This window comes from Pseudomonas sp. CC11G, assembly GCF_056174845.1.
Window position 1 is genome coordinate 740,674 of sequence record NZ_JBWBZC010000001.1, and the last position, 25,432, is coordinate 766,105.

Below are 25,432 nucleotides of genomic sequence, written 5' to 3' on the forward strand. Positions count from 1 at the left end.
AGCACGCTTACAACCTCTGAAGCTCAAGTAGTACGCGGGTTTCGGCCGTTTTAAAGAGTGTAAGCAATTTGTAAATATTTCTACATGCGAATTAATTTCAATTGATAACACTTAGCTGTTGCTCTAAATTCCGCGGCCTTTGTCATTCCTCGGGAGGGAAACCGCATGTCCGCCACGCCGTCAGAATCGACTGTTTTTTCGCCACGTTTGCTCGCCACTGCGGTGGGTGTTGCCATGTCTGCTACCCCGTTGGCGCACGCCGCTGAGCCGGTGGCTCTGGACGCTTCCAGCGTGGTCGGTGAACAAGACCAGGTCGATAACTACAAGGTCGATCAGTCCGCCTCCAGCAAGTACACCGCGCCGCTGCGCGAGACGCCGAAAAGCGTCACCGTCATCAGCGACCAAGTGATCAAGGACACCGGTTCCCTGTCCCTGGCCGACGCCCTGCGCACCACCTCGGGCATCACCTTTGGTGCTGGTGAAGGCGGCAACCCGGCTGGCGATCGCCCGATCATTCGTGGCTTCAACGCCGAGAGCGACGTGTTTGTCGACGGCCTGCGCGACGTGGCCTCGCAAACCCGTGAAGTGTTCAACATCGAGCAAGTGGAAGTGAGCAAAGGCCCAGGCTCGGCCTTCACTGGCGCCGGCTCCACCGGTGGCAGCCTCAACCTGATCAGCAAAACCGCCAAGCAGCAGGATTTTGCCGACGCCGGCTTCACCTACGGCTCCGACCAGACCCGCCGCTACACCCTGGACGTGAACCGCGTGCTCACCGACACCATCGCCGCGCGTATCAACCTGATGCAGCACGACGCCAATGTCGCCGGCCGTGCTGGTGTGGACGTTAGCCGTTGGGGCGTGGCACCGACCGTGACCTTTGGCTTCAACACGCCAACCCGCGCCACGGTTTCGTACTACCACGTGGAAGGCGAAGATACGCCAGACCTGGGCAACCCGCTGCAAAGCACCGTCGGCGCCGATGGTGTGCGCACGCCCGCTGGCGACAAAGACAAGTTCTACGGCTTCAGCTCGCGTGACTACCGCGACAGCACCACCGACACCGGCACCATCAAGCTCGAACACGATTTGAACGACAACATCACCGTCTCCAACTCGGCACGCGTGGTGCGCACCACCCTGGATTACATCGCCACCAACCCGGATGACTCGCGTGGCAACGTTGCCAACGGCTATGTGTCGCGCTCGGCCAAAAGCCGTAACTCGACTTCCGAGGGCCTGATCAACCAGACCGACCTCAGCGCGCGTTTCAGCACCGGCTTTATCGAGCACGCGGTGAATACTGGCGTCGAGTTCAGCAACGAAGGTGTGCATAACCGTGGCTACTTCGTCACCCAGGGCGCCGGCGGCAACGCTTGCAACGCCACCACCCTGGCGTCGAACGATTGCACCACGCTGGCTAACCCGAGCTACAACGACACCTTCCACGGCACCATTGCCGACAGCAACGCCTACACCGACACCGACACCAAAACTCTGTCGGCCTACGTGTTCGACACGCTGAAGTTCAACGAGCAGTGGTCGTTGAACGCCGGCCTGCGCTATGACGACTATGAAACCGAGTCGCAAGGCCTGAGCGTTACCCGCGGCACCAACAACGTCAGCGGCGCGTTCGACTACGAAAACAAATCGCATTTCTGGAACTACCAGTTGGGCCTGGTCTTCAATCCGCTGCCCAACGGCAGTGTGTATGTGGCCTGGTCGACCTCCAGCAACCCGGTCGGCGAAACCAGCGGCGAAGGTTCCGACGGTATTGCCGTGGGTACCCAAGCGCTTGAGCCAGAGCGCAACCGCAACTACGAAGTGGGCACCAAGTGGGACTTCTTCGACGAGCGCCTGGGCCTGAACGCCGCCGTGTTCCGCACCGAGAAAACCAATGCCCGGGTGACCGATGAAGATGGCCTGACGCAGAACATCGGCGAAACCCGCGTGGACGGTTTCGAGTTGGGTGCCAGCGGCAAAATCACCAACAAATGGCAGGTGTTCGCCAACTACACCTACCTGCACGGTGAGCTGACCAAGAGCGGTACTGTGAACGTTGCGGCGAGTGGCGCTCCGGCTCGTTATGTCGATGGCGTTTACGACGGCAACGACATCCCGAGCGTGCCGGAAAACAGCGCCAGCTTCTGGACCACCTATCAGGTGCTGCCAGCGTTGACCGTGGGCGCCGGTGCGTACTACGTCGACTCGCGTTTCGGCAACGCCGCCAACACCGTGGAAGTGCCGGACTACTGGCGCTACGACGCCATGGCCAAGTACGTGGTGAGCAAAAACCTCGACCTGCAATTGAACGTGCAGAACCTGACCGACGAGCGTTATTACGATCAGGTTTACTCGACGCATATGGCTCACGTGGCGGCAGGCCGCACAGCGCTGCTCAGCACCAACTTCCATTTCTAGTGTTTGGCGGCCGGTCTTCTGGCCGTCGGCCAGAAGACCTGTATCAGAAACAGCAAAAGAACTATCCGAGCAAAAAAACAGCGGCGTTGCATCCGCCGCTGCGCAAGCCCTGAGCGATTCATCGCTCGGGGCTTTTTTGTCAGGTGAGGTAAGGGCGCGCGGCACACGTGTTAGTAAACGATACGTAAAGGTTGCTCGGTTGGTAGCTATTCTCAAATAGAATTCGCCGCTATTAACGATTTGCAGCGCTCCAGGGCGCCGGTTCAGATGAGGTTGTTGTGTTCAAGAACGTGTTATTTCAACTGCATTGGTTCTTCGGCATCACCGGCGGGCTGGTGCTGTCCCTGATGGGTATTACCGGCGCGCTGTATTCGTTTCAGGACGAAATCTCCATCGCGCTGAACCCCGACATCCTCCAGGTGCAAATCCGCGAAAGCGGCGTGCTGCCGCCAGCGCAATTGGTTGAAAAAGCCCAGACCGCCGCCGGCATGGGCGTCGCGGGCTTGCGGGTATTCACCCACGAGAACAAAGCCTCGCAAGTGTTCTTTATGCCCAAACCGGGCGAGCGCCGTGGGCCGATGCGTTACCTGGACCCCTACACCGGCGAGCTGCTGGGTGAGCCGTCCGGCAAAGCGTTCTTCGACCTGATGTTCCAACTGCACCGCTTTCTGGCCATGGGCGAATTCGGTAAAAACATCACCGGTGCCTGCACCCTGATGTTGCTGTTTTTCTGCCTGTCGGGCCTGTACCTGCGCTGGCCGCGCAAGGCGCTGAACTGGCGCGCCTGGCTGACGTTGGACTGGGCCAAGAAAGGCCGCGCGTTCAACTGGGATCTGCACGCCGTGGCCGGCACCTGGTGCCTGGTGTTTTACCTCATGGCATCGCTCACCGGCCTGACCTGGTCGTACCAATGGTTTAACCAGGGCGCCTATGCGCTGCTGGGCAGCGCGCCGGCCGGCGAGCGCGGCGGCAAGCCAGGCGGTGGTCGTGGTGAAGGCGGCCGTGGCGACCGCAAAGGCCCGCCACCACAAGCCGCCGCGCCGGTGCCGATCAACTACGAAGCGCTGTGGGCCAGCGTTACCCAAACCGCCGGCCCAGCGCTTGCGATGTACAACATCCGTTCGCCGCAGGACGCCAAGCAACCGGTGCAGGTGGTTTATCTGCTCGATGACGCGGCCCACGAACGGGCGATGAACGAAATCCAGATCGACGCGCAAACCGGCAAGGTGCGGCGCCACACGCTGTACACCGAACAACCCTTCGGCCAGCAATTGCTGACCAGCATCTATGCGCTGCACGTCGGCAGTTACTTCGGCATTGTCGGGCGGATTCTGATCACCGCCGCCGCGCTGACCATGCCGCTGTTCTTTATCACCGGCTGGCTGCTCTACCTCGACCGCCGCCGCAAAAAACGCCAGGTGCGCGCAGCCCGTGGTGGGGTGAATGCGGCTTCGGCCGGCGGTGACAGCTGGCTGATCGGCTTCGCCAGCCAAAGTGGTTTTGCCGAACAAATGGCTTGGCAGAGCGCCGGCCAATTGCAGGCCGCAGGCTTTGCCGTCAACGTGCAGCCGCTGGCCAGCCTGAGCCCGCAGCAACTGCGCGAAACCCGTAACGCATTGTTCGTGGTCAGCACTTTCGGCGACGGCGAAGCGCCGGACAGCGCCCGTGGTTTTGAACGCAAACTGCTCGGCCAGAACCTGGGCCTCAGCGAACTTAAATACGCCGTGCTCGCGTTGGGCGACCGCCAGTACCAACACTTCTGCGGCTTTGCCCATCGCTTGCAAGGCTGGCTGAGCCAGGAAGGCGGCAATCACCTGTTCGCCACCGTGGAAGTCGACAACGGCGACAGCGCCGCCCTGCAGCAGTGGCAACAGCAACTGGCCCAGGTATCCGGCAGCGCCGCGCCCACCACCTGGCAGGCACCGACTTACGGCAACTGGACCCTCAGCGCCCGTGAGCTGCTTAACCCCGGCAGCGCCGGTTCGCCGACCTACCTGCTCGACCTCACGCCGCCTGAAGTCAGCTACAGCTGGCAAGCCGGTGATTTGGTGGAAGTGCTGCCGCGCAACAGCAGCGCCGCTGTGGATAACTTCCTCGCCGGGCTGGGCATTGCCGCGAGCACTCCAGTGCAGGTTGCGGGTTTGCAGGAAACCCTGGCGCAAGCCCTGGCCAACCGTCAGTTGCCGGCCAGCCGCGAGCATCTGGTGGGCCTGCATGCGCAAGCCCTGGTGGATGCGCTGGTGCCGATCAACGCCCGCGAATATTCGATTGCGTCGGTGCAGGAAGACGGTGTGCTGCAACTGCTGGTGCGGGTCGAAACCCATGCCGACCGCAGTTTTGGCCTCGGCTCCGGCTGGTTGTGTGTGCATGCGAACGTGGGCGAGGGCATCAGCCTGCGTCTGCGCCGCAACAGTGGTTTCCATCTGCCGAGCGAGCCACGGCCGCTGATTCTGCTGGGCAACGGCACAGGGCTGGCGGGATTGCGCAGCTTGTTGAAGGCACAGATCAACCAGGGCTTGAACCGCAATTGGCTGTTGTTCGGAGAGCGCAATGCGGCCCATGACTTCTTCTGCCAGAACGAGTTGTTGGGCTGGTTGGACGGCGGCCAGTTGGCGCGTCTGGACCTGGCGTTTTCCCGTGATCAGGCCGAGAAAGTCTACGTGCAGCATCGCTTGCTGGCGGCAGATGAGCTCAAGGCTTGGGTGAACGATGGCGCGGCGATTTATGTCTGCGGCAGTTTGCTTGGCATGGCCGACGGCGTGGACCAGGCGTTGCGCCAGGTGCTGGGGGATGAGGTGGTTACGCAGCTCACCGAAGAGGGGCGGTATCGCAGGGATGTGTATTGAGGTGTTGATGCGTTCGGGCTGCAATTCTGGATCCCGAATCGTCGGACCGCCGCCTGCGCGGGAATGACGGAGATCTTCCGAATTACACCGTCATCCCCGCGAAGGCGGGGATCCAGAATCTGTCAGGTATCACAACCCGTTAATCACCTCCGCGTGGTGACACGCCACCTGCCGCGCATCAAGCAACCGCAGCTGCGGCTCCTCGCTGCTGCACCGCTCCGTCGCATGCGGGCAGCGCTTGTGGAAGGCGCAACCGCTCGGCGGGTTCAGCGGGTTGGGCAGCTCACCGACGATCTTGATTTTCGGCTTGTCCGGGTCCGGGTGAATAGTCGGGGTCGCCGACAATAGCGCCTGGGTGTAAGGGTGCAGCGGCTTGGCGTAGATCTTCTCTTTGGGCCCCATCTCCGCCGGCCGGCCGAGGTACATCACCAGCACGTCATCGGCCACATGCTGCACCACCGCCAGGTTGTGGCTGATAAACACATAGGCGGTGTTGAACTCGGCCTGCAGGTCCATAAACAGGTTGAGCACCTGGGCCTGAATCGACACATCCAGCGCCGAGGTCGGCTCGTCCGCCACCAGCACTTTGGGGTTCAACATCATGGCGCGCGCCAGGGCGATACGCTGGCGCTGGCCGCCGGAAAACATATGCGGGTAGCGCTGGTAATGCTCGGGGCGCAGGCCCACTTGCTGCATCATCGCCTGTACTTTTTCGCGGCGTTCGCTGCGCGACAGGTTGGTGTTGATCACCAGTGGCTCAGCCAGTTGATCGCCGATTTTCTGCCGTGGGTTCAGCGAGGCATACGGGCTCTGAAACACCATCTGCACGTCGCGGCGCAGTTGTTTGCGTTCGGCCTTGCTGGCGCCGGTCACTTCCTGGCCGCCAATCTGCAGCGAGCCGGAGGAGGGTTCTTCAATCAGGGTCAGGGCGCGGGCCAGGGTCGATTACCGCACCCCGATTCACCCACCACCGCCAGGGTTTTGCCGGCTTCCAGGTCAAACGAAACACCGTTCAACGCGCGCACCGTAGCGTGCGGTTTGAACAGGCCACGGGAGACCTCGTAGTGGCGCGTAAGGTCGCGAGCCGTCAGTACTACGCTCATCGTGCGGGCTCCTGGTTGGCGTGGCTGGGCTGGTTCAGCGGGAAGAAGCAGCGCACTTCACCCAGGGCGCTGGGGTCCAGACTCGGCCGCACATCGCGGCATTTCTGCTGCACGTACGGGCAGCGCGGCGACAGCAGGCAACCCTGCGGCCGGTCGTAACGGCCGGGCACGATACCGGGCAAGGTGGCCAGGCGTTTGGCGCCCTGGCTGTGCTCGGGAATCGCCGCCAGCAGCGCTTCGGTATAGGGGTGCGCCGGGGCGTCGAACAGCGCCGGCACCTGGCCCACTTCCACGGCCTGGCCGGCATACATCACACACACGCGGTTGGCGGTTTCGGCTACCACGGCGAGGTCGTGGGTGATCAGCACCAGGGCCATGTCGCGGTCGCGTTGCAGGTCCAGCAGCAGGTCCATGATCTGCGCCTGAATGGTTACATCCAGCGCGGTGGTTGGCTCGTCGGCGATCAACAGCTTCGGCTCGCCGGCAATAGCCATGGCAATCGCCACCCGTTGGCTCATGCCACCGGACAGCTGATGCGGGTAGGCATTCAGGCGGCTGGCCGCGCCGGGGATTTCCACCCGTTCCAGCAATTCCAGCGCCCGTTGGCGGGCGGCTTTGCCGGACAGGCCGAGGTGCTGGCGAATCACTTCTTCAATTTGAAAGCCCACGGTGTAGCTGGGGTTCAGGGCGGTCATCGGGTCTTGGAAGACCATGGCCAGGTCTTTGCCGACGATCTTGCGTCGCGCGCGGCCCTTGAGGGTCAGCATGTCGCTGCCATCGAAGGTCAGGGCGTCGGCCTTGATGATGCCGGGGGCGTCGATCAGGCCCATCAGCGCCATCATGGTCACCGACTTGCCCGAGCCAGACTCGCCGACAATCGCCAGCACCTCGCCCTTGTTCACGCTCAGGTCGAGGCCATCGACCACGGGTACTGCATTGGCGTCGCCGAAGCGCACGCTCAGGTTCTTGATATTCAACAGACTCATGGCGGGCTCCTCAGACGGCATTCTTGAGTTTCGGGTCGAGCGCATCGCGCAACCCATCGCCCATCAGGTTGATTGCCAGCACGCTGAGCAAAATGGTCAGCCCCGGCAGGCTCACCACCCACCAGGCGCGCTCGATGTAATCGCGCGCCGAGGCCAGCATGGTGCCCCACTCGGGTGTAGGCGGTTGCACGCCCAAACCGAGGAAGCCCAAGGCCGCCGCGTCGAGAATGGCCGAGGAAAAACTCAAGGTCGCCTGCACAATCAGCGGCGCCATGCAGTTGGGCAGCACGGTGACAAACATCAGGCGGAACAGCCCGGCACCGGCCAGGCGTGCGGCCGTCACGTAGTCACGGTTGAGCTCGCCCATCACCGCCGCACGGGTCAGGCGCACATAGGAAGGCAGCGACACCACGGCAATCGCGATCACCGTATTGATCAGGCCTGGGCCGAGGATGGCGACAATCGCCACGGCCAGCAGCAAGGAGGGCAGGGCGAGCATCACGTCCATCACACGCATGATGGTCGGGCCCAGCAGGCGCGGGAAAAAGCCGCCCAGCAGGCCCAGGAAGATGCCCGGAATCAGCGACATCACCACCGAGGCCAAACCGATCAGCAAGGAGAGCCGCGCGCCATGAATCAGGCGCGAGAGCAGGTCACGGCCCAGCTCATCGGTGCCCAGCAGAAACTGGCTTTGGCCACCTGCCAGCCAGGCCGGCGGAGTGAGGAGAAAATCGCGGAATTGTTCGCTCGGGTGATGCGGTGCCACCCAGGGGGCGAACAGCGCGCAGAACACAATCACGATCATAAACAGCAGGCCGGCAACGGCGCCCTTGTTGCGGGCGAAGTGTTGCCAGAATTCTTTGAGTGGCGACGGGTAGAGCGTGCTCGGGTCGGCCACTGGCGTTGTAGTAGTCATGGTCAGGCCTCCCTTAACGTTGATGGCGAATGCGTGGGTTGGCCAGGCCGTAGAGGATATCCACCACGAAGTTGACCAGAATCACCAGGCAGGCAATCAGCAGAATGCCGTTCTGCACCACCGGGTAGTCACGCGCGCCAATCGACTCGATCAGCCACTTGCCGATACCCGGCCAGGAAAAGATGGTTTCAGTCAGCACGGCACCGGCCAGCAGCGCGCCGATTTGCAGGCCGAACACGGTGAGCACGGGAATCATGGCGTTGCGCAGGCCATGCACAAAAATTACCCGTGCCGGCGACAGGCCCTTGGCCCTGGCGGTGCGCACATAGTCTTCGCGCAGCACTTCGAGCATGGCCGAGCGGGTCATACGGGCGATAACCGCCAGCGGAATGGTGCCGAGCACAATGGCCGGCAGAATCAGGTGACGCAGGGCGTCGACGAACGCGCCTTCTTCGTCGCTGAGCAGGGTGTCGATCAGCATAAAGCCGGTTTTCGGTTCGATGTCGTAGAGCAGATCGATGCGCCCGGACACCGGCGTCCAGCCCAGCCCCACGGAGAAGAACATGATCAGCAGCAGGCCCCACCAGAAAATCGGCATGGAATAGCCCGCCAGCGATATGCCCATTACGCCGTGGTCGAATAACGAGCCGCGCTTGAGCGCCGCAATCACCCCGGCCAGCAGCCCCAGCGTGCCGGCGAACAGCAGGGCCGCCAGCGACAGTTCCAGGGTGGCGGGGAACAGGGTGAGGAATTCATGCCACACGCTTTCGCGGGTGCGCAGCGACTCGCCGAGGTTGCCCTGGGCCAGATCGCCGATGTAGTTGAGGTATTGCTCATAGAGCGGCTTGTTGAGGCCCAGGCGCTCCAGGGCTTCGGCGTGCATCTGCGGGTCGACGCGGCGCTCGCCCATCATCACTTCCACCGGGTCACCGGGGATCAGGCGAATCAGCGAGAAGGTCAGCAAGGTGATGCCGAAGAACGTCGGGATCAGTAGCCCCAGACGTCGGGCAATAAAAGTGAACATCGTGGAAGGTAACTCCTCATCAGCCGGTTAGGCGTACCTGGCGCTGCACAGAGTCAGCGGCGCCGGGCGTTTCTTATGGCTTCGCGTGGGTGTGCGCGAGCCTGTTATGAGTCGACGGGTGAAGGGTGGTGCCCGCGACGATGGTGCTTTGTTGCACTTATTACTTCGTTGGGGCTGATAGCCAACCCCCTCTCCCCAGCCCTCTCCCCGCTGGGGCGAGGGGGCCGAATGGTGGTGTTGCGTACTACTCGGTCGGTCCCCTCTCCCGCGTGCGGGAGAGGGTTAGGGAGAGGGCAAGTTGCCGCCATCTCCAATTATTGACGTTTGAATCCAGCCAAGCGCAGCGGTTCAAGTCCGTTGCCTCGACTAAAAGGGCGCGCATTTTTCGCGTATTCGCCAGCCCATGCAACACAGCATAGGCGTTGCCTGACGGCCGGCCCCAATGACCATCCTGCAATTTTTGTAGGCTAATCCTGCGGCGCCACGCGCTGCACCTTGGCGAAATTGTTCGACCCCATGGGGCTCAGCACAAAGCCCTGCACATCGTTACGAATCACGCTGAACTGCTTGGGATGGGCCAGTGGAATCCACGGCGCCTGCTCATGAAAAATGCCCAGGGCGCGGCGATACAGCTCGGCGCGCTGGTTCTGATCGCTGATGCCACGGGCCTGGGTAATCAGCCCATCGAACTCGCTATTGCACCAACCGGCCTGGTTTTCCCCGGAGCGCGCGGCGGCGCAGGACAGGTTGGGCGTCAGGAAATTATCCGGGTCACCGTTGTCACCGGCCCAGCCCATAAAGATCAGATCGTGCTCGCCATTCTTGGCGCGCTTGAGCAGCTCGCCCCATTCGTACACACGAATGGTCGCCTTGATGCCCAGCTTGCCCAGGTCGTCCTGCAGCAGTTGCGCGCCGATGCCGGGATTGGGGTTGGTCGGGCCGCCGCCGGGGCGGGTCCAAATGGTCAGCTCAAAGCCCTTGTCCTGGCCGGCGTCTTTAAGCAGTTGCCGGCACGGTCCAGATCATGGGGCCAGTCGGCAAGGCTTGGGTCGCTGCCCCACAAGGTCGGCGGGTAGGGCGCCACGGCCGGGCTGGCACCGCCTTCACCAAACTGCGCACGCACATACACGGCCTTGTCGAACGCCATATTGATCGCCTGGCGCACGCGCACATCGTCCAACGGGGGGTGGCGGGTGTTGATGCCAAGGTAGGCGATCAGCAGCGAATCCAGTTCCAGCACCTTCAGGTTCGGCTCGTTGCGCAGCTCTGGAATATCGGTGGGGCGCGGGTACACCGCCACCTGGCAGTCATTGGCCTTCAGGCGTTGCAGGCGCACGTTCGGGTCGGGCGTGATGGCGAAAATCAGCTGTTTGAGTGTGGGGGCGCCGTCCCAGTACTCTGAATTGCCGCGAAAGCGCACCTGGGCGTCCTTGCTGTAGCGCTCGAACACAAACGGCCCGGTGCCAATCGGCTGTTGATTGAGCTGATCGGTTTTGCCGCTGGCCAGCAATTGGCCGGCGTATTCGGCGCTGTAGATCGAGGTAAAACCCATGGCCAGGTCGGCCAGAAACGGCGCTTCCGGGTGGGTGAGCGTAAACACCACCGTGTGCGCGTCCGGCGTTTCGATTCGGGCGATCAGCGAGGCGATGCCCATCGATTCGGCATAGGGGAAGCCGGCTCTGGCCAGGGCGTGCCACGGGTGTTTGGGGTCGAGCTGGCGCTGGAAACTCCAGATCACATCTTCGGCATTGAATTCTCGGCTCGGCGTAAACGCTTTGCTGTGGTGAAACTTCACCCCGTGGCGCAGGTGAAAGGTGTAGGTCAGCCCGTCTTCGGAAATTTCCCAGCTTTCAGCCAGCCCCGGAATCAGCTCAGTGCTGCCGGGGGCGAAATTTACCAAGCGATCAAACACCGTTTCCGACGATGCATCGGCGGTGGTGGCAGCGGTGTACTGCACGATATCGAAGCCTTCAGGGCTGGCTTCGGTGCAGACCACCAGAGATTGTTCGGGGGCGGCGGCAAACGCCGTGAAGGGGCAAAAGCTGAGGGACAGCAGAACAGCGCGAAGCACACAGCGCGTTTTCCTAGCCGGCATACCGTCTCCCTAAAAAAGAAAACCGCCTGGTGTGAACCAGGCGGTTGTCGGTTACTTACTTATCGACGCTCACGCCGTAGAACGAGTTGAGCGCGAAGGGGCTGATCTTGAAGTCTTTAACCGACTTGCGCATCGGCTGATAAACAGTCGAGTGAGCAATCGGCGTGATCGGCACCTGAGCCTTGAGAATCTGTTGCGCCTGTTTGTACAGCTCGGTGCGTTTGGCTTGGTCGGTGGTGCGTTTGGCAGCCTGAATCAGCTTGTCGTAGTCCTTGTCGCACCACTTCGAGAAGTTGTTGCCGTCTACCGCATCGCAGCCGTACAGAGTGCCCAGCCAGTTGTCCGGGTCACCGTTGTCGCCGCTCCAGCCAATCAACATGATGTCGTGCTCGCCACCTTTGGCGCGCTTCATGTACTCGCCCCATTCGTAGCTGACGATCTTGGCTTTGATGCCGATCTTGGCCCAGTCCGACTGCAACATCTCAGCCATCAGCTTGGCATTGGGGTTGTACGGGCGCTGTACCGGCATGGCCCACAGGGTGAACTCGGTGCCTTCAGCGACGCCGGCTTCCTTGAGCAGAGCCTTGGCTTTTTCCGGGTCGAAGGCCGGGTCTTTGATGGTGTCGTCGTAAGACCATTGGGTCGGCGGCATGCCGTTAACGGCCAACTGACCGGCGCTCTGGTACACCGCGTCGATAATGGCTTTCTTGTTCACCGCCATATCCAGCGCCTGGCGCACTTTCAGCTGTTCCAGCGGCTTGTGCGTGACGTTGTAGGCGATGTAGCCATCGTTGAAACCAGCCTGCTCAGGCAGCAGCAGATTCGGGTCTTTTTTCAGCGACTCGAGGTCAGCCGGGCGCGGGTTGAGGGTGATCTGGCATTCGTTGGCCTTGAGCTTCTGCATACGTACCGACGCGTCGGTGACGATGGAGAAGATCAGGTTGTCGATCTTCACGTCCTCAGGCTTCCAGTAATCCTTGTTGCCGATGTAACGGATCTGCGCGTCTTTCTGATAGCGCTTGAACACGAACGGGCCAGTGCCGATCGGTTTCTGATTGATGTCGGCAGCTTTGCCTTCCTTCAACAACTTGTCGGCGTACTCGGCGGACTGAATGTCGGCAAAGCTCATCGCCAGGTTCTGGATAAACGCGGCATCGACGGCGGCCAGGGTGAACTTGACGGTCTTGTCGTCGACCTTCTCCACCTTGGTGATGTTGGTGTCCATGCCCATATCGGTGAAATAGGGGAACTCGGTCGGGTAGGCCTTACGGAACGGGTGGTCCTTGTTGAGCATGCGCTCGAAGGTGAACAACACGTCGTCGGCGTTGAAATTACGCGTTGGCTTGAAGTACTCGGTGGTGTGGAACTTCACCCCTTCGCGCAGGTGGAAGGTGTAGGTGAGGCCGTCTTCGGACACGTCCCAGCTGGTGGCCAGGCCCGGTACTACAGCGGTACCGCCACGCTCGAACTGCGAGAGGCGGTTGAACATGGTTTCGGCAGCGGCATCGAACTCGGTGCCGGTGGTGTACTGCGCGGCGTCGAAGCCGGCGGGGCTGCCTTCAGAACAAAACACCAGGGTGCTGGCGGCGTGGGCGAATGGAGCGCTGACGAGCAATCCGCTTGCTAATACAAAGGGAAGGGCAACTTTCTTATGCATGGTGGCCTCAAGTTGTTGTCGTTGTTTGCATTCGGCCTTTTAAGCCGAGACGGACGGAAACTATGCAGGGCGTGTGCCCACTACAAGGTGCATAAGTCAAAGAGTGTAGAAGCTGTGACGGGATCGTCCGAGGATGTCGCGTTTTTGTAAGTGTGGGCGGGGTGACTAGTTAGTCGGGGAAAAGACCGGGAGACGTGTGCGGGGAAAGTGCTTCCGATCGGAGCACTGTAGGAGCGAGCTTGCTCGCGAACGGCGTTGCGCGGTAACCCTGGAGAACTGCGTTCCAGGGTTCGCCAGCAAGCTGGCTCCTACAGAGGGTTAAGCCGTTACGGCATCTGCACTTCAATCACACCATCAGCCGCCACGGTCACTTCACTGGTACCTGCTTCGACTTCCTGTGGCGCCGCCGATTTGCTCATCGACATCGACGCCATGGCATCCATGCGCATCGGGCGAATCGGTTGGAAGCCGGCGCTGTTGAGGTTCAGGCTCACCAACTTGTAGCTCTTGCCACCCACAGCAGCGGTGGCGATATCGGCGCGGGCCTTGAAGGCGGCGACCGCTTCTTTAAGCAGTTCATCTTCAGCTTTCTTGCGCGTCGGGTTGGCGATGGCGAAGTCCATGCTGCCCATTTTCAGGTCTTTCAACAGGTCGGCAGTGAGCTTGGACAGGGTGGCGAAGTCAGCGCTTTCCAGGCGGATTTCGCCGCGCTCGCGCCAGCCGGTGATCTGCTGGCCGTTGTTGTCGTAGATCGGGTAGCTGTTACGGCTGCCAAGCTTCACGGTAACGCCCTTGGTCTGGCGAGCGCGCTCGACGGCGATATTCAGGGTTTCAGTGGTATCGGCGGCGAGCTTGGCCGGGTCGTTGTTCTGTGCCTCGGTGTAGAGGGTGACATTCATCAGGTCGTGGGCCACGTCCTGGCTCACTTCGGCGCGCAGCGCCACCTGGTTGTAGCGGGCCTCATCGGCATGGCTGGGCAGGGCGGCCAGGGTGGCGGCACTGAGGGCGATGGCAGCGGTAAGACGGCTGAGGGAAGACATGCAAACTCCTTGTTGGCGCGAGGCAGGATTACGCGCATCAGACTGTAGCGGTGGGGGCGGGTTCCGTCACGGGCGGATCAAGATCAACGGCCCCTCTCCCCAGCCCTCTCCCGCAAGCGGGAGAGGGGGCTGAAGTGGCCTAATGATTCTGGACACCTCGATAGGGCGTTAAGATTCGCCCACAGCAGAGGTGGATATGAACAGAAGAGTGTTTAGTTCGGAATTCAAACTGGAAGCAGCGGGTCTGGTTGTGGACCAGGGCTACTCAGTACCGGCAGCCTGCAAGGCGATGGGTGTGGGAGAAACGGCCATGCGCCGTTGGGTCGAACAATTAACGCTTGAGCGCAACGGCCGAACACCTGAGCGCAGCAAGGCTCTGACGCCTGAGCAGCGGCGCATTCAGGATCTGGAAAAGCAGGTTCGCCGCTTGGAGCAGGAGAAAGAGATTCTAAAAAAGGCTACCGCTCTCTTGATGTCGGGCGCGCTCGACTAGTTCACCTGGTCGAGGCATTGGGCGAGCAATACCCTTGTGCACTGCTTTGTCGCTTGTTCGAAGTGAACCGCAGCAGCCTCTATGCTGAGCGTCAGAGCCGCAAAAAGGAGTCGTTGCAGCGTGATCTTTTGCGCCAGCGTGCAATGACATTGCATGCTCAAAGCCGGCGATCTGCGGGCGCGAGGAGTCTTTCGGCGGCCTTGCGCAAAGAGGGATTTAAGGTTGGGCGTTTTCTCGCTGGGCGTTTGATGCAGGAAGCCGGTTTGTTCAGTACTCAACATCGCCGCCATAAGTACCGTCAAGCAGACGGTGAAAGCGTTATTGCCACCAATGAACTGAATCGCCAGTTCACCACCAGCAAGCCAAACCAAGTGTGGTGCGGCGACGTGACTTACCTCTGGGCTGGCGCGCGCTGGATCTATCTGGCGGTTGTAATGGATCTACATGCACGACGAATTGTCGGCTGGGCCATCTCTGATCGGGCGGACTCGCAGCTTACGAAACGCGCTTTGCGCGTCGCCTTTGAGGCTCGCGGATGCCCTCAAGGACTGCTTTTTCACTCTGACCAGGGCAGCCATTACAGCAGCCTGGCGTTTCGCCAATTGCTTTGGAGTTATCAGATTCGCCAGAGCATGAGTCGGCGGGGTAACTGCTGGGATAACGCACCTATGGAGCGTTTCTTCAGGAGCCTCAAGTCAGAATGGATCCCTTCGTTGGGGTATACAACGCAGGAGTTGGCCGAGCGCGATGTTCTGCGTTACATCACCGAGTACTACAACCATCAACGCCCACACAGCTACAACGAATACCAAACACCAGCAGCGCGCGAAGCGCTGGCTGGTTAAACCTAAACCGGTGTCTAGTTTTAGTTGACCACTTCAGGCTTGACCGAGATCTAGCGGCAAATGGCGATTGGCTCCCTCGCCCGCTCGCGGGAGAGGGGCTGGGGGAGAGGGCAGGGGTCAACGCGATAGGCCGGGATCAAACGCTGCGGCTGGTTGCCGCACTTGGCACTGTTTGTCGCACCGGTGGTTATACTCGCCCGTCATTTGAAGCTCTCATCAGGAGCGCTCATGCTCGCCCCCGTGCTACTGCTTTCCGCCAGCCGCCAGAACCTGTGGCGCCTGAGCCTGATCCGCGTGCTGGTGCTGGCCGCCCAGGCAAGTTCCGTGGGCGTCGCCTACTTGCTCGACTTGCTACCGCTGCCCTGGCTGCCGCTGTGCCTGACCCTGATCTGCTCCGCCGTCCTCTGCGCCCTCACCGCCCTGCGCCTGCGCGGCCCGTGGCCGGTCACCGAGCTGGAATACGCCGCCCAACTGGCCTGCGACCTGCTTATCCACAGCGTGTTGCTTTACTACTCCGGCGGCTCCACCAACCCCTTTGTGTCGTACTACCTGGTGCCGCTGACTATCGCCGCCGCCACCTTGCCGTGGTTGTATTCCATGGTGCTCAGCGGCCTGGCGCTCACCGGCTACACCGCGCTGCTCATCTGGTACCACCCTCTGCACCTGCACGGTGTGCAGCACGAAGCCATGCTCATCAGCCTGCACCTGTTCGGCATGTGGCTGAACTTTGCGTTGTCGGCGGCCTTTATTACCTTCTTCGTGGTGAAGATGGCCGGCGCCGTGCGCCGCCAGGTGCAACTGCAAGCCGAGCGCCGCGAAGAAAGCATGCGCGATCAGCAACTGCTCGCCGTCGCCACCCAGGCCGCTGGCGCCGCGCACGAACTGGGTACGCCGCTTGCCACCATGAGCGTGCTGATCAAAGAACTGCGCCGCGAACACCCAGACCCGCTGCTGCAGGAAGACCTGGCCGTGCTGCAGGAGCAAGTGAAGCTCTGCAAGGAAACCCTGCAGCAACTGGTGCGCGCCGCCGAGGCCGACCGCCGTCTGACTGTGGAAGAACAATCGGTCGCCGCCTGGCTGGAAACCACCCTCAACCGCTGGCACTTGATGCGCCCGGAAGCCACGTACCGTTATCAGATTCTCGGTATCGGCTCGATCCCGCGCCTGGCCCCGCCGCCGGATCTTACTCAGGCCCTGCTCAACCTGCTGAACAACGCCGCCGACGCCTGCGCCGACAAGCTCGACATTCGCGTGGACTGGAACGTGCTGGAAATGTGCATCAGCATCCGCGACCACGGTGCCGGTGTGCCGCTGGCCATTGCCGAGCAACTGGGCAAACCCTTTATCACCACCAAAGGCAAAGGCTTCGGCCTGGGCCTGTTTTTGAGCCAGGCCAGCGTTACCCGCGCGGGTGGTTCGGTGAAACTCTACAATCATGAAGAGGGCGGCACGCTTACCGAGCTGCGCCTGCCTCGTCAGCCAAGCTGAACCGGAGAAGCCAATGAGCGAAGAAACCCCCATCGAAGGCGAAGAGCAACCGCACCTGTTGCTGGTGGATGACGACGAAACCTTCACCCGCGTCATGGCCCGTGCCATGAGCCGCCGTGGGTTGCGCGTGTCTATCGCCGGTTCCGCCGAAGAAGGCCTGACCCTGGCCGAACAGGACATCCCCGACTACGCCGTGCTCGACCTGAAAATGGAAGGCGACTCGGGCCTGGTACTGCTGCCCAAGCTGCTGGCACTGGATGCGGAAATGCGCGTGGTGATTCTCACCGGCTACTCCAGCATCGCAACCGCTGTTGAAGCGATCAAACGCGGCGCCTGCAACTACCTGTGCAAACCGGCTGACGCCGATGACGTGCTGACCGCTCTGGTGTCCGAACACGCCGACCTGTCGACGCTGGTGCCGGAAAACCCGATGTCGGTCGACCGCCTGCAGTGGGAGCATATCCAGCGCGTACTGGGCGAACACGACGGCAATATTTCCGCCACCGCACGGGCCTTGGGCATGCACCGGCGCACCCTGCAGCGCAAATTGCAAAAACGCCCGGTACGGCGCTGAACTCCCCGTTCGGCGGGCTATCCAAGGTGGCTGGAAACTGTCTTAATCGACCACCGTCTTTAACCCATTAAAGCGCCCTCAGAGGCGCTTTTTTAATAACCGTACCGAGTGCCCCTCATGAGCAAGAACGCCGAATATTCAGCGGTCAATGATGCGCTGCCCAGTCACTTCTTTTCCCGCGTGTGGCAGCTCGCCAGCGCGTATTGGCGCAGCGAAGAGAAGGGCATGGCCTGGTTGCTGCTGATTGTGGTGATTGCCATGTCGCTGGTGGGGGTGGCGATTTCGGTGTGGTTCAACAGCTGGTACCGCGACTTCTACAATGCGCTGCAGAACAAAGATCTCGAAGCGTTTACCCGATTGATTGGGTACTTCTGCGGCATTGCCGCCGTGGCAATTGCCATCGCCGTGTACAAGCTCTATCTCACCCAGATGCTCACCATCCGCTGGCGGCGCTGGCTTACCGAACAACACTTTTCGGCCTGGCTCGCGCACAAGAACTACTACCGCCTGGAACAAGCCGGCTACACCGATAACCCGGACCAACGTCTGGCCGAAGACCTCAACAGCTTCACCGACAGCACCCTGAGTCTGGGCCTGGGGCTGATTCGCAACGTGGTGAGCCTGGTGTCGTTCTCGGTGATTCTCTGGGGCGTGTCCGGCAGCATGGAAATTTTTGGCGTCGAGGTGCCCGGCTATATGTTCTGGGCCGCGCTGCTCTATGCCCTGGTCGGCAGTTGGTTGGTGCACCTGGTGGCGCGGCGTTTGATCGTGCTCAACAACAACCAGCAGCGCTACGAAGCCGACCTGCGTTTTGGTCTGGTGCGTATTCGTGAAAACGCCGAGAGCATTGCCCTCTACAACGGCGAGAACAACGAACAACAACGCCTGATGGGCCGCTTTAACAAGGTGTGGGGCAACTTCTGGGAACTGATGAAGGTGCAAAAACGCCTGACCTTCTTCAGCTCCGGTTACGGCCAGATCGCCATTATCTTCCCCATGATCGTCGCGGCTCCGCGCTACTTCGCCGGCAAGATTCAGCTGGGCGACCTTATGCAAATCAACTCGGCGTTCGGCAACGTGCAGGAGAGCATGAGCTGGTTTATCGACGCTTACGCGAGCCTCGCGGCGTGGCGCGCGACCTGTGACCGGATTCTGAGTTTTCGTCAGGCGTTGGCCGAAGGGGATCATCTGGATGCCAACCCGGCCATCAGCCGTACTCGCGATGCCGGGCAGGTGAACTTGAACCAGGTGCAGTTGAGCCTGGCCGATGGCCGGGTGTTGTTGAACCCTTCTGATCTGACCATCGCACCCGGTGAGCATGTGTTGCTTAGCGGCGCGTCGGGCAGCGGCAAGAGCACCTTGTTGCGGGCGTTGAGTGGGTTGTGGCCGTTTGGCAGTGGCGCGTTGAATTTGCCGGACAGCAGTCTGTTTTTGCCGCAAAAACCCTATCTGCCGATTGGCAGTTTGCGGGCGGCGTTGAGTTATCCGCAGGCGGTGGATGCTTACTCTTCAGAGCGGTTGGAGGAGGTGTTGCAGGCTTGCAACCTCGGTCACTTGTCGGCGCGGTTGGATGATGAGGATCACTGGGAGCGGGTTTTGTCGCCGGGTGAGCAGCAGCGGGTGGCGATTGCTCGTGCGCTGTTGGTGGAGCCGCGGTGGTTGTTTCTGGATGAGGCTACATCCGCTATGGATGAGGTGAATGAGACGGCGGTTTATCGGTTGCTTACCGAGAAGTTGCCGGGGAGTAGTCTCGTCAGCATTGGGCATCGGTCGAGTTTGCAGCAGTTTCATTCGCGGCAATTGCGGTTGGTGGATCAGGGGCTTGTGGAGGCCTGATTCGTTGGCTTTTGGGGCGGTGGTGGTTTTCGTTACCGCGCTTGCGGGACGTTTTGTTTCGCGCCTTACGCGCGAGTTTCTTTTGTCAGTCGACACAAAAGAAACCAAAAAGTCTCGCCCCCACCTTGGTCCTCCGCTGCGCTCCGGATTCCCTCGCTCCGTCGCCGCTCCAGGGGCCGGCAAAACGCGGCCATCCATGGCCCGTCTTTGCCTTTCGCGGCTCCTGCCGCTCAACCCCTTCCACAGCGACTCCGCTCGGCCTGCGCTAAAGGGGCGGGCAGATCAAAATCAAAAGCAAAATCAACGGCCCCTCACCCCAACCCTCTCCCGCAAACGGGAGAGGGGGCCGTTTTTCGTAGGAGCGACCTTGGTCGCGAACCCTGGAAAAGGTGTTCGCGAATTGTGTTTGCAAGGTTCGCCAGCAAGCTGGCTCCTACGAAAAGCAAAACCAAACGTCACCCCTCGCCCGCTTGCGGGAGAGGAGCTTTTGATCTGGCTTGTGATTTGCCCGCCCCTTTAGCGCCAGGCCGAGCGGAGTCGTTGCGTAAGGGGTCGTAGCGGCCGGGAGCCGCGGAGAGGGATGGGGCCATGGATGGCCCTCAGCCCGGCCCCTGGAGCGACGACGGAGCGAGGGAAGTTTTCACGCAGTGAAAACCCCAGGTGGGGGCTAGACCTTTTGCTTACTTTTAGGTGGTCCGGCAATCCGGCAATGCTAAAAGTAAGTCGCGCGTAAGGCGCGAAACAAAAACGCCCAGCACACGCGGTAATGGAAGAAGAACAACGACCGTCAAACAATCGCTAAAAGCATCGAGGCTAAAGCCTCGATGCTTTCAGACCTCACCGCACCACAGTCTTCACCTGCACCCCATGCTCTTCATTACGCCCATAAATATCCTCATACCGCTCAATATCGTCTTCACCCAAGTAACTCCCCGACTGCACTTCAATAATCTCCAGCGGAATCTTCCCCGGGTTAGCCAAGCGGTGCACGGACGCAATCGGGATATATGTCGACTGGTTCTCCGTCAGCAAAAACACGTTCTCATCACAGGTCACTTCAGCAGTGCCCGACACCACAATCCAGTGCTCAGCCCGGTGATGGTGCATCTGTAGCGACAACTGCGCCCCCGGCTTCACGGAGATGTGTTTCACCTGAAAACGCCCGCCCATATCGACGGAGTCATACGACCCCCAAGGCCGGTATACCTCACAGTGGTTCTGGGTTTCGCTACGCCCCGCTTCGTTCAGCGTATTAACCAGTTGCTTCACCTCCTGCACCCGGTCTTTGTGGGCGATCATCATGGCGTCTTTGGTTTCCACCACCACAATGTTCTCCAGACCAATCACCGACACCAGCTTGCCGTTGCCGTGCACCAGGCAGTTGTGGCTGTCGCGCACCACCACGTCGCCCTTGGTCACGTTGCCATCGTCGTCTTTCTCGTGCACGTCCCACAGCGAACTCCAGCAACCCACGTCGCTCCAGCCGGCGCTCAGTGGCACCACGCAGGCGCGGGTGGTTTTTTCCATTACGGCGTAGTCGATGGAATTGTCTGGGCAGCATTCGAACGTGGCAGCGTCGATGTCGATGGTTTCGCCATCGACGGTGCTGCGCTCAAGCGCCAGCAGGCAGGTGTCGTAGATGTCCGGGTCGTGGCGTTTCAGCTCGTCGAGGAAGCGGCTGGCGCGGAACAGGAACATGCCGCTGTTCCAGAAGTAGTTGCCGGATTTGACGAATTCGGCGGCGCGTTGCGCGTCTGGTTTTTCCACAAATTGGTCGACGCGGCTGACGCCTTCGGGCAGTTCGCCGTCCTGGCTGGATTTGATATAGCCGTAACCAGTTTCCGGCTTGGTGGCCGGCACGCCGAACAGCACCAGGTCACCGCCTTCTGCGGCGATGGTGGCAATGGCCAGGGCGCGTTGGAAGGCTTTCTGGTCGTCGATCACGTGGTCGGCGGGCATCACCAGCAGCAGCTCGTCGCGGCCTTCGTTGAGCAGTTTCATGGCGGCAATCGCCACGGCGGGTGCGGTGTTGCGGCCGAAGGGTTCCATCAGCACGGCCTGGCTGGCCAGGTTCAGGGCGGTGAGTTGTTCTTGCACGATAAAGCGGTGGTCTTTGTTGCACACGATCACCGGCGGCTGCATGCCCTCGAACACCAGGCGCTCCAGGGTTTGCTGGAACATGGTGTGCTCACCGGTCAGGGCGAGGAACTGTTTGGGAAACTGTTTGCGCGACAAAGGCCACAGGCGCGAGCCGCTGCCACCAGACAAGATAATTGGAATCATGGGTATCTCCTTACATGTGGGGTCCGTGCGGTCTGCTGCGCGTCGGCCTGCCGGCGTTAAAACCAGACCAGGACTGCTCATTGGCTACAGCCAACTGCGCTTCCTGGTCTGGTTTTGCCTTGGCAGGCTCTAGCTCGCAAGACCGATATTCACGAAGAGCAAAAACAGCAAGAGCGCTTGGGTTTATTCGGTGGCGGCCGGGCGTTTCACCCAAACCGGAGAGAGCTTGCTACCGCTGCCTGTCACGTAGAGAGCAACCGCTTCACCACGCGCCAGGGTCACCGGCTTCACATCGCTGATTTTCTGGGTGCCGTTGAACAGCGCGAGCTTGACCGGCACCGGGTTGATTTCGCGGTCGCCACGGGCGGCCGGGGCCACGTCTTCCACCACTGCGGTTTTGCCGTCGGCGGTTTTCAGGGTGACCTTGGTGTCACTCAGGTTCTGCACGCGCACCAGGGCTTTCTGTTTGTTTTTGAACGGTGGCTCTTCCACCAGTTTTGGCTGTGCACCGGGCAGGGCGACGATGGTGTAGTAGTGGTCGGCGGCCAGTTTTACCGGCACGGTTTGCGAGCCGACCTGAGCGCTGTAGTCGCCGCCGGGCAGAAAGCCGAAGTCGCTGCTGCCCAATGGGCCTACTTCGCTGAGTTTGGCCGTGCCGACCGTGGCGTTGATTTCCTGGCTGCCGGCGTTGTACACCCGCACGAAGGCCGAGCCTTTGGGCGCGGTCGGCCCGTAAAGGGCGGCTTCGTCGGCGTGAACCTGGGCGGCGAGCAGGCCAACTACCACGAACGCGCAGGCTTTACCGAGGCGGTTGTTAACGATTGCATGGGTGATGGATGGCTTCATTGTGTTGTTCTCCATGATTGGGTGCTTCGAGCAGCACCGGGTCTAGCGGTTTGCCTGAATTGGCAACGGTGAGTTTCTGGCTGCCGAAGTAGCCAGGTTGGTGTTGGCCGCACCGGCGGCCTTGAGTTGAGCGATCCAGTCGGGGTCGAAGTCGCTCAGGTTGGTTTTCATCGGCAGGTAGCGTTCGGGGAATTCCCAGATCACCAACTGCGGTGCCGAGTCTTTGAAGGCGTCGCTTTGCAGGTACTTGAGCATCGGCTCGATCGGGCCATGGCCGTTCTCGGCGTAGCTCACCACGTCACTTTTCAACGCCTGCTGCAGCGCGCCGACGAAGTTCCAATGCGGGTTGGCGCTGTAGCTGGTGCCCACCAGCGCGACCGGTACTTCACTGTCGGCAAACAGCGCGTCATCACCGCCCTCCGTGCTGCCTGCATCGGCCGCGCGGGTGGTGCGTTGTTGCAGTTGGTCGGGCTTGGGCAGCAGGTTGCTGAACAGTGGGTCCAGCGGCAGGAAGGTGGTCAGGTCGCCCTTGTAGGGTTCCGGCTGTTTGGCTTCGGTGATGAACTGCTGTGGCGCGGCATCCAGCGGCAGTTGCTGCGCTACTGTGGCGCCGAGGTTCTGCGCGACCACGTCGGCGCCCATTGGCGTCCAGTGGGTGTCGGTGCGCAGGAATACCTGGCCTTGCAGCTTGGCGTGTTGCAGCGGGGTGAGCAGATCGGGGGCGAGGATGCCGGCCTGTTCGGCGCTGGCGTGGAAGCGCTCGTACAGGTCTTCGTGCAGCTTCGCCGGCTCTTCGTCGCCGATGTGTTCGGGGTACAGACGCGCCTTGGCCGGCACGATGGCCAGCACCAGCTTCACGCCTTTCTTGTCGAGTTGGTCGCGCACGCCTTTGATCAGTGCCAGGTTTTCATCCTGGTACTGGGTGCCGTTGGCGATGGGGTTGAATTCTTCATCGCTGAACAGCCACTGGTCCTGGCCCAGCACCACGCCGGGGCGGCCTTCGTTGAACAGCTTGAAGTCCAGCGCGGCCCAGAGGTTGGTGCCCAGGCGTTTGAGCGGAAATTCCTTGTCGTATTGGGTTTCGGTGGCCTTGGCCCATTTGCCGTTGAGCACGGTGTCTTGCGGCGTAGTGTTAAAGCCCATAAAGCCGCGCAACGACCACAGGCCCAGGCCCAGCAGCAGGCCGAGGAACACGGCGATATAGAGAATGCGTAAGGATCGGGTCATGGTCGGCTCGCTCAGAACTGGAAGTAGAGGAAGGGCGAGTAGCTCTGCGCCGAGAGCTTGAGAATCGAGGCGACAAACAGCAGCAGCACCAGGGCGCGCATGGCGTAACGCGGCCAGTCGGCAGTCCAGTAGGCCGCTTGCACATTCGCCTCGGTGCCGACGGTGTAGCCAGGCACATGAATAGTCGGCTGTTCACCGGGCACGGCTTTCACGGTGCCGGGTTGGGCAGTCGCCGGGCCATCGGCCTCGGTGCTCACTTCTGGTTTGCGCTTCTCAGGCGGCGGGTTCATGTAGAAGTCGCGCAGGCCGAAGAAGGCGAGGGTGGCGTAGGCCACCACCAGGGTGGCCACTTGCAGGCCGGTGAGGCTGGCGCGGTTGAGTTCCGACAGCTGCCAGTCGCCGAAGCCGAACATGGCGCCGTACATGCGACCGGCCACGTGCAGGTTTTCCGCGCGGAAAATCACCCAGCCCATGATCACCAGCAAGAACGTGAAGGCCCAACGCACCACGTTGAAACTGCGTGGCGCGGTGTTGATGCCGATGGCTTTTTCAACCGCCAGCCACAGGCCGTGCCAGGCGCCCCAGACGATGTAGGTAATGTTCGCGCCGTGCCACAAACCGCCGAGCAGCATGGTCAGGAACAGGTTGCGGTAGGTGGCGAATTTGCCGCCACGGTTGCCGCCCAGCGTGATGTACAGGTAATCACGCAGCCAGGTGGACAGGCTGATATGCCAGCGCCGCCAGAACTCGGTGATCGACTGGCTGATATAGGGCTGCTTGAAGTTCTCCATAAAGCGAAAGCCCATCATCAGGCCCAGGCCGATGGCCATGTCGCTATAGCCGGAGAAGTCGAAATACAGCTGCGCGGTGTACGCCAGCGCGCCCAGCCAGGCATCGCCCGTGGTGGGGTTTTGCAAAGCGAAGCAATGGTCGGCGACCACTGCCAGGGTATCGGCGATAAACACCTTCTTGATAAACCCCTGCATAAAGCGCGTGGCGCCTTCGGAGAATTTATCCAGGGTGTGGGTGCGGTTGTTGAACTGGTCGGCCAGGTCGCGAAAGCGCAGTACAGGGCCGGCAATCAGGTGCGGGAAGATGGCCACGAAGGCGGCGAAGTCGATCAGGTTGCGGGTGGCCGGGGTGTCGCCGCGGTACACGTCGATGATGTAGCTGATGGACTCGAAGATATAGAACGAGATACCGATCGGCAGGATCACGTGGGTGAGGATAAAGGGCTCAAGGCCGAACGAAGTGATGATGGCGTTCAGGCTGTCGACGCCGAAGTTGGCGTATTTGAAGTAGCCCAGAATGCACAGGTCCACGCCCACGCCAAGCAGCAGCCAGCGTTGCGCCGGCTTGCTGCGCACGCCGGCGGCGCCCACCTTGAGGCCGATCCAGTAGTTCCACAGCGTGACGCCGGCGAACAGGGCAAGGAAGTCCACCCGCCACCAGGCGTAGAACACGTAGCTGGCAATCAGCAGCAGCAAGTTGCGATAGCGTTGCCCGCTCAAGTAGTACAAGCCGAGGAATATCGGCAGGAACAAGAACAGGAACACATTGGATGAAAAAACCATCCGCCTCTCTCCATCTTCACCTTCGGTTCAGAGGACGTGGCTAGCGCCACATCCCCCCCAAACCCCCCCGGAGAAAAAGCCGGGTGGATTGTGTTTTATCTGTGCCTCACTCGATCAGTTCCCTCTCCCGCTTGCGGGAGAGGGTTAGGGAGAGGGGCTGTTTTGGCGAAGATTTCCGCTG

The 25,432-nt window shown here is 61.0% G+C and carries 14 protein-coding genes and 3 pseudogenes; 6 read left to right on the forward strand and 11 right to left on the reverse strand.

Annotated elements, in window-relative coordinates; all coding sequences use genetic code 11:
- The first annotated feature begins 165 nt into the window (after positions 1-165).
- A complete protein-coding gene (locus AC0V2S_RS03520; protein ID WP_475508515.1) occupies positions 166-2,418 on the forward strand; it encodes a TonB-dependent receptor in 2,253 nt (750 codons plus the stop codon).
- Between the two features lie 278 nt (positions 2,419-2,696).
- Entirely contained in the window at positions 2,697-5,264 is a 2,568-nt protein-coding gene (locus tag AC0V2S_RS03525) for a PepSY domain-containing protein (protein ID WP_475508516.1), read from the forward strand.
- Between the two features lie 129 nt (positions 5,265-5,393).
- Here the strand turns inward: AC0V2S_RS03525 and AC0V2S_RS03530 are convergent.
- From AC0V2S_RS03530 to AC0V2S_RS03560, 7 genes and pseudogenes are all read right to left on the reverse strand, one after another.
- Positions 5,394-6,367: pseudogene (locus AC0V2S_RS03530) on the reverse strand (peptide ABC transporter ATP-binding protein).
- Positions 6,364-7,353 (reverse strand): ABC transporter ATP-binding protein, encoded by a 990-nt coding sequence (locus tag AC0V2S_RS03535; protein ID WP_475508517.1) that lies wholly within the window; start codon positions 7,351-7,353, stop codon positions 6,364-6,366. Before AC0V2S_RS03535 ends, AC0V2S_RS03530 begins: the two are co-directional and overlap by 4 nt.
- 10 nt (positions 7,354-7,363) lie before the next feature.
- A complete protein-coding gene (locus AC0V2S_RS03540) occupies positions 7,364-8,269 on the reverse strand; it encodes an ABC transporter permease subunit (protein WP_475508518.1) in 906 nt (301 codons plus the stop codon).
- 13 nt (positions 8,270-8,282) lie between these two features.
- Entirely contained in the window at positions 8,283-9,293 is a 1,011-nt protein-coding gene (locus tag AC0V2S_RS03545) for an ABC transporter permease subunit (RefSeq protein ID WP_271196867.1), read from the reverse strand.
- A gap of 467 nt (positions 9,294-9,760) precedes the next feature.
- Positions 9,761-11,388, reverse strand: a pseudogene (locus tag AC0V2S_RS03550) (ABC transporter substrate-binding protein).
- A 55-nt stretch (positions 11,389-11,443) separates the two neighbouring features.
- Complete coding sequence (locus AC0V2S_RS03555; protein WP_475508519.1) at positions 11,444-13,045, reverse strand: ABC transporter substrate-binding protein; 1,602 nt, start codon at positions 13,043-13,045, stop codon at positions 11,444-11,446.
- A gap of 326 nt (positions 13,046-13,371) precedes the next feature.
- The gene (locus AC0V2S_RS03560; RefSeq protein ID WP_475508520.1) at positions 13,372-14,085 is read right to left on the reverse strand and encodes an SIMPL domain-containing protein; all 714 of its coding nucleotides are present in this window, start codon (positions 14,083-14,085) and stop codon (positions 13,372-13,374) included.
- 196 nt (positions 14,086-14,281) lie between these two features.
- Here AC0V2S_RS03560 and AC0V2S_RS03565 point away from each other — a divergent pair.
- From AC0V2S_RS03565 to AC0V2S_RS03580, 4 genes and pseudogenes are all read left to right on the forward strand, one after another.
- Positions 14,282-15,448: pseudogene (locus tag AC0V2S_RS03565) on the forward strand (IS3 family transposase); the annotation flags it as partial.
- A 203-nt stretch (positions 15,449-15,651) separates the two neighbouring features.
- Positions 15,652-16,911 (forward strand): ATP-binding protein, encoded by a 1,260-nt coding sequence (locus AC0V2S_RS03570; RefSeq protein ID WP_475508521.1) that lies wholly within the window; start codon positions 15,652-15,654, stop codon positions 16,909-16,911.
- Positions 16,912-16,924: 13 nt separating this feature from the next.
- Entirely contained in the window at positions 16,925-17,485 is a 561-nt protein-coding gene (locus tag AC0V2S_RS03575) for a response regulator transcription factor (RefSeq protein ID WP_271196862.1), read from the forward strand.
- A 117-nt stretch (positions 17,486-17,602) separates the two neighbouring features.
- Complete coding sequence (locus tag AC0V2S_RS03580) at positions 17,603-19,321, forward strand: ABC transporter ATP-binding protein/permease (RefSeq protein ID WP_475508522.1); 1,719 nt, start codon at positions 17,603-17,605, stop codon at positions 19,319-19,321.
- Between the two features lie 837 nt (positions 19,322-20,158).
- Here the strand turns inward: AC0V2S_RS03580 and AC0V2S_RS03585 are convergent.
- From AC0V2S_RS03585 to AC0V2S_RS03600, 4 genes are all read right to left on the reverse strand, one after another.
- On the reverse strand, positions 20,159-21,604 hold the full coding sequence (locus tag AC0V2S_RS03585; RefSeq protein WP_475508523.1) for a mannose-1-phosphate guanylyltransferase/mannose-6-phosphate isomerase: 1,446 nt from the start codon (positions 21,602-21,604) through the stop codon (positions 20,159-20,161).
- A 183-nt stretch (positions 21,605-21,787) separates the two neighbouring features.
- A complete protein-coding gene (locus tag AC0V2S_RS03590; RefSeq protein WP_108096131.1) occupies positions 21,788-22,450 on the reverse strand; it encodes an alginate O-acetyltransferase AlgF in 663 nt (220 codons plus the stop codon).
- Positions 22,451-22,492: 42 nt separating this feature from the next.
- Positions 22,493-23,677 carry an alginate O-acetyltransferase gene (locus tag AC0V2S_RS03595; RefSeq protein ID WP_475508524.1) on the reverse strand — a complete coding sequence of 395 codons (1,185 nt, stop codon included), beginning with the start codon at positions 23,675-23,677 and terminating at the stop codon, positions 22,493-22,495.
- Positions 23,678-23,688: 11 nt separating this feature from the next.
- Entirely contained in the window at positions 23,689-25,251 is a 1,563-nt protein-coding gene (locus AC0V2S_RS03600; protein WP_475508525.1) for an MBOAT family O-acyltransferase, read from the reverse strand.
- Positions 25,252-25,432: the final 181 nt, after the last annotated feature.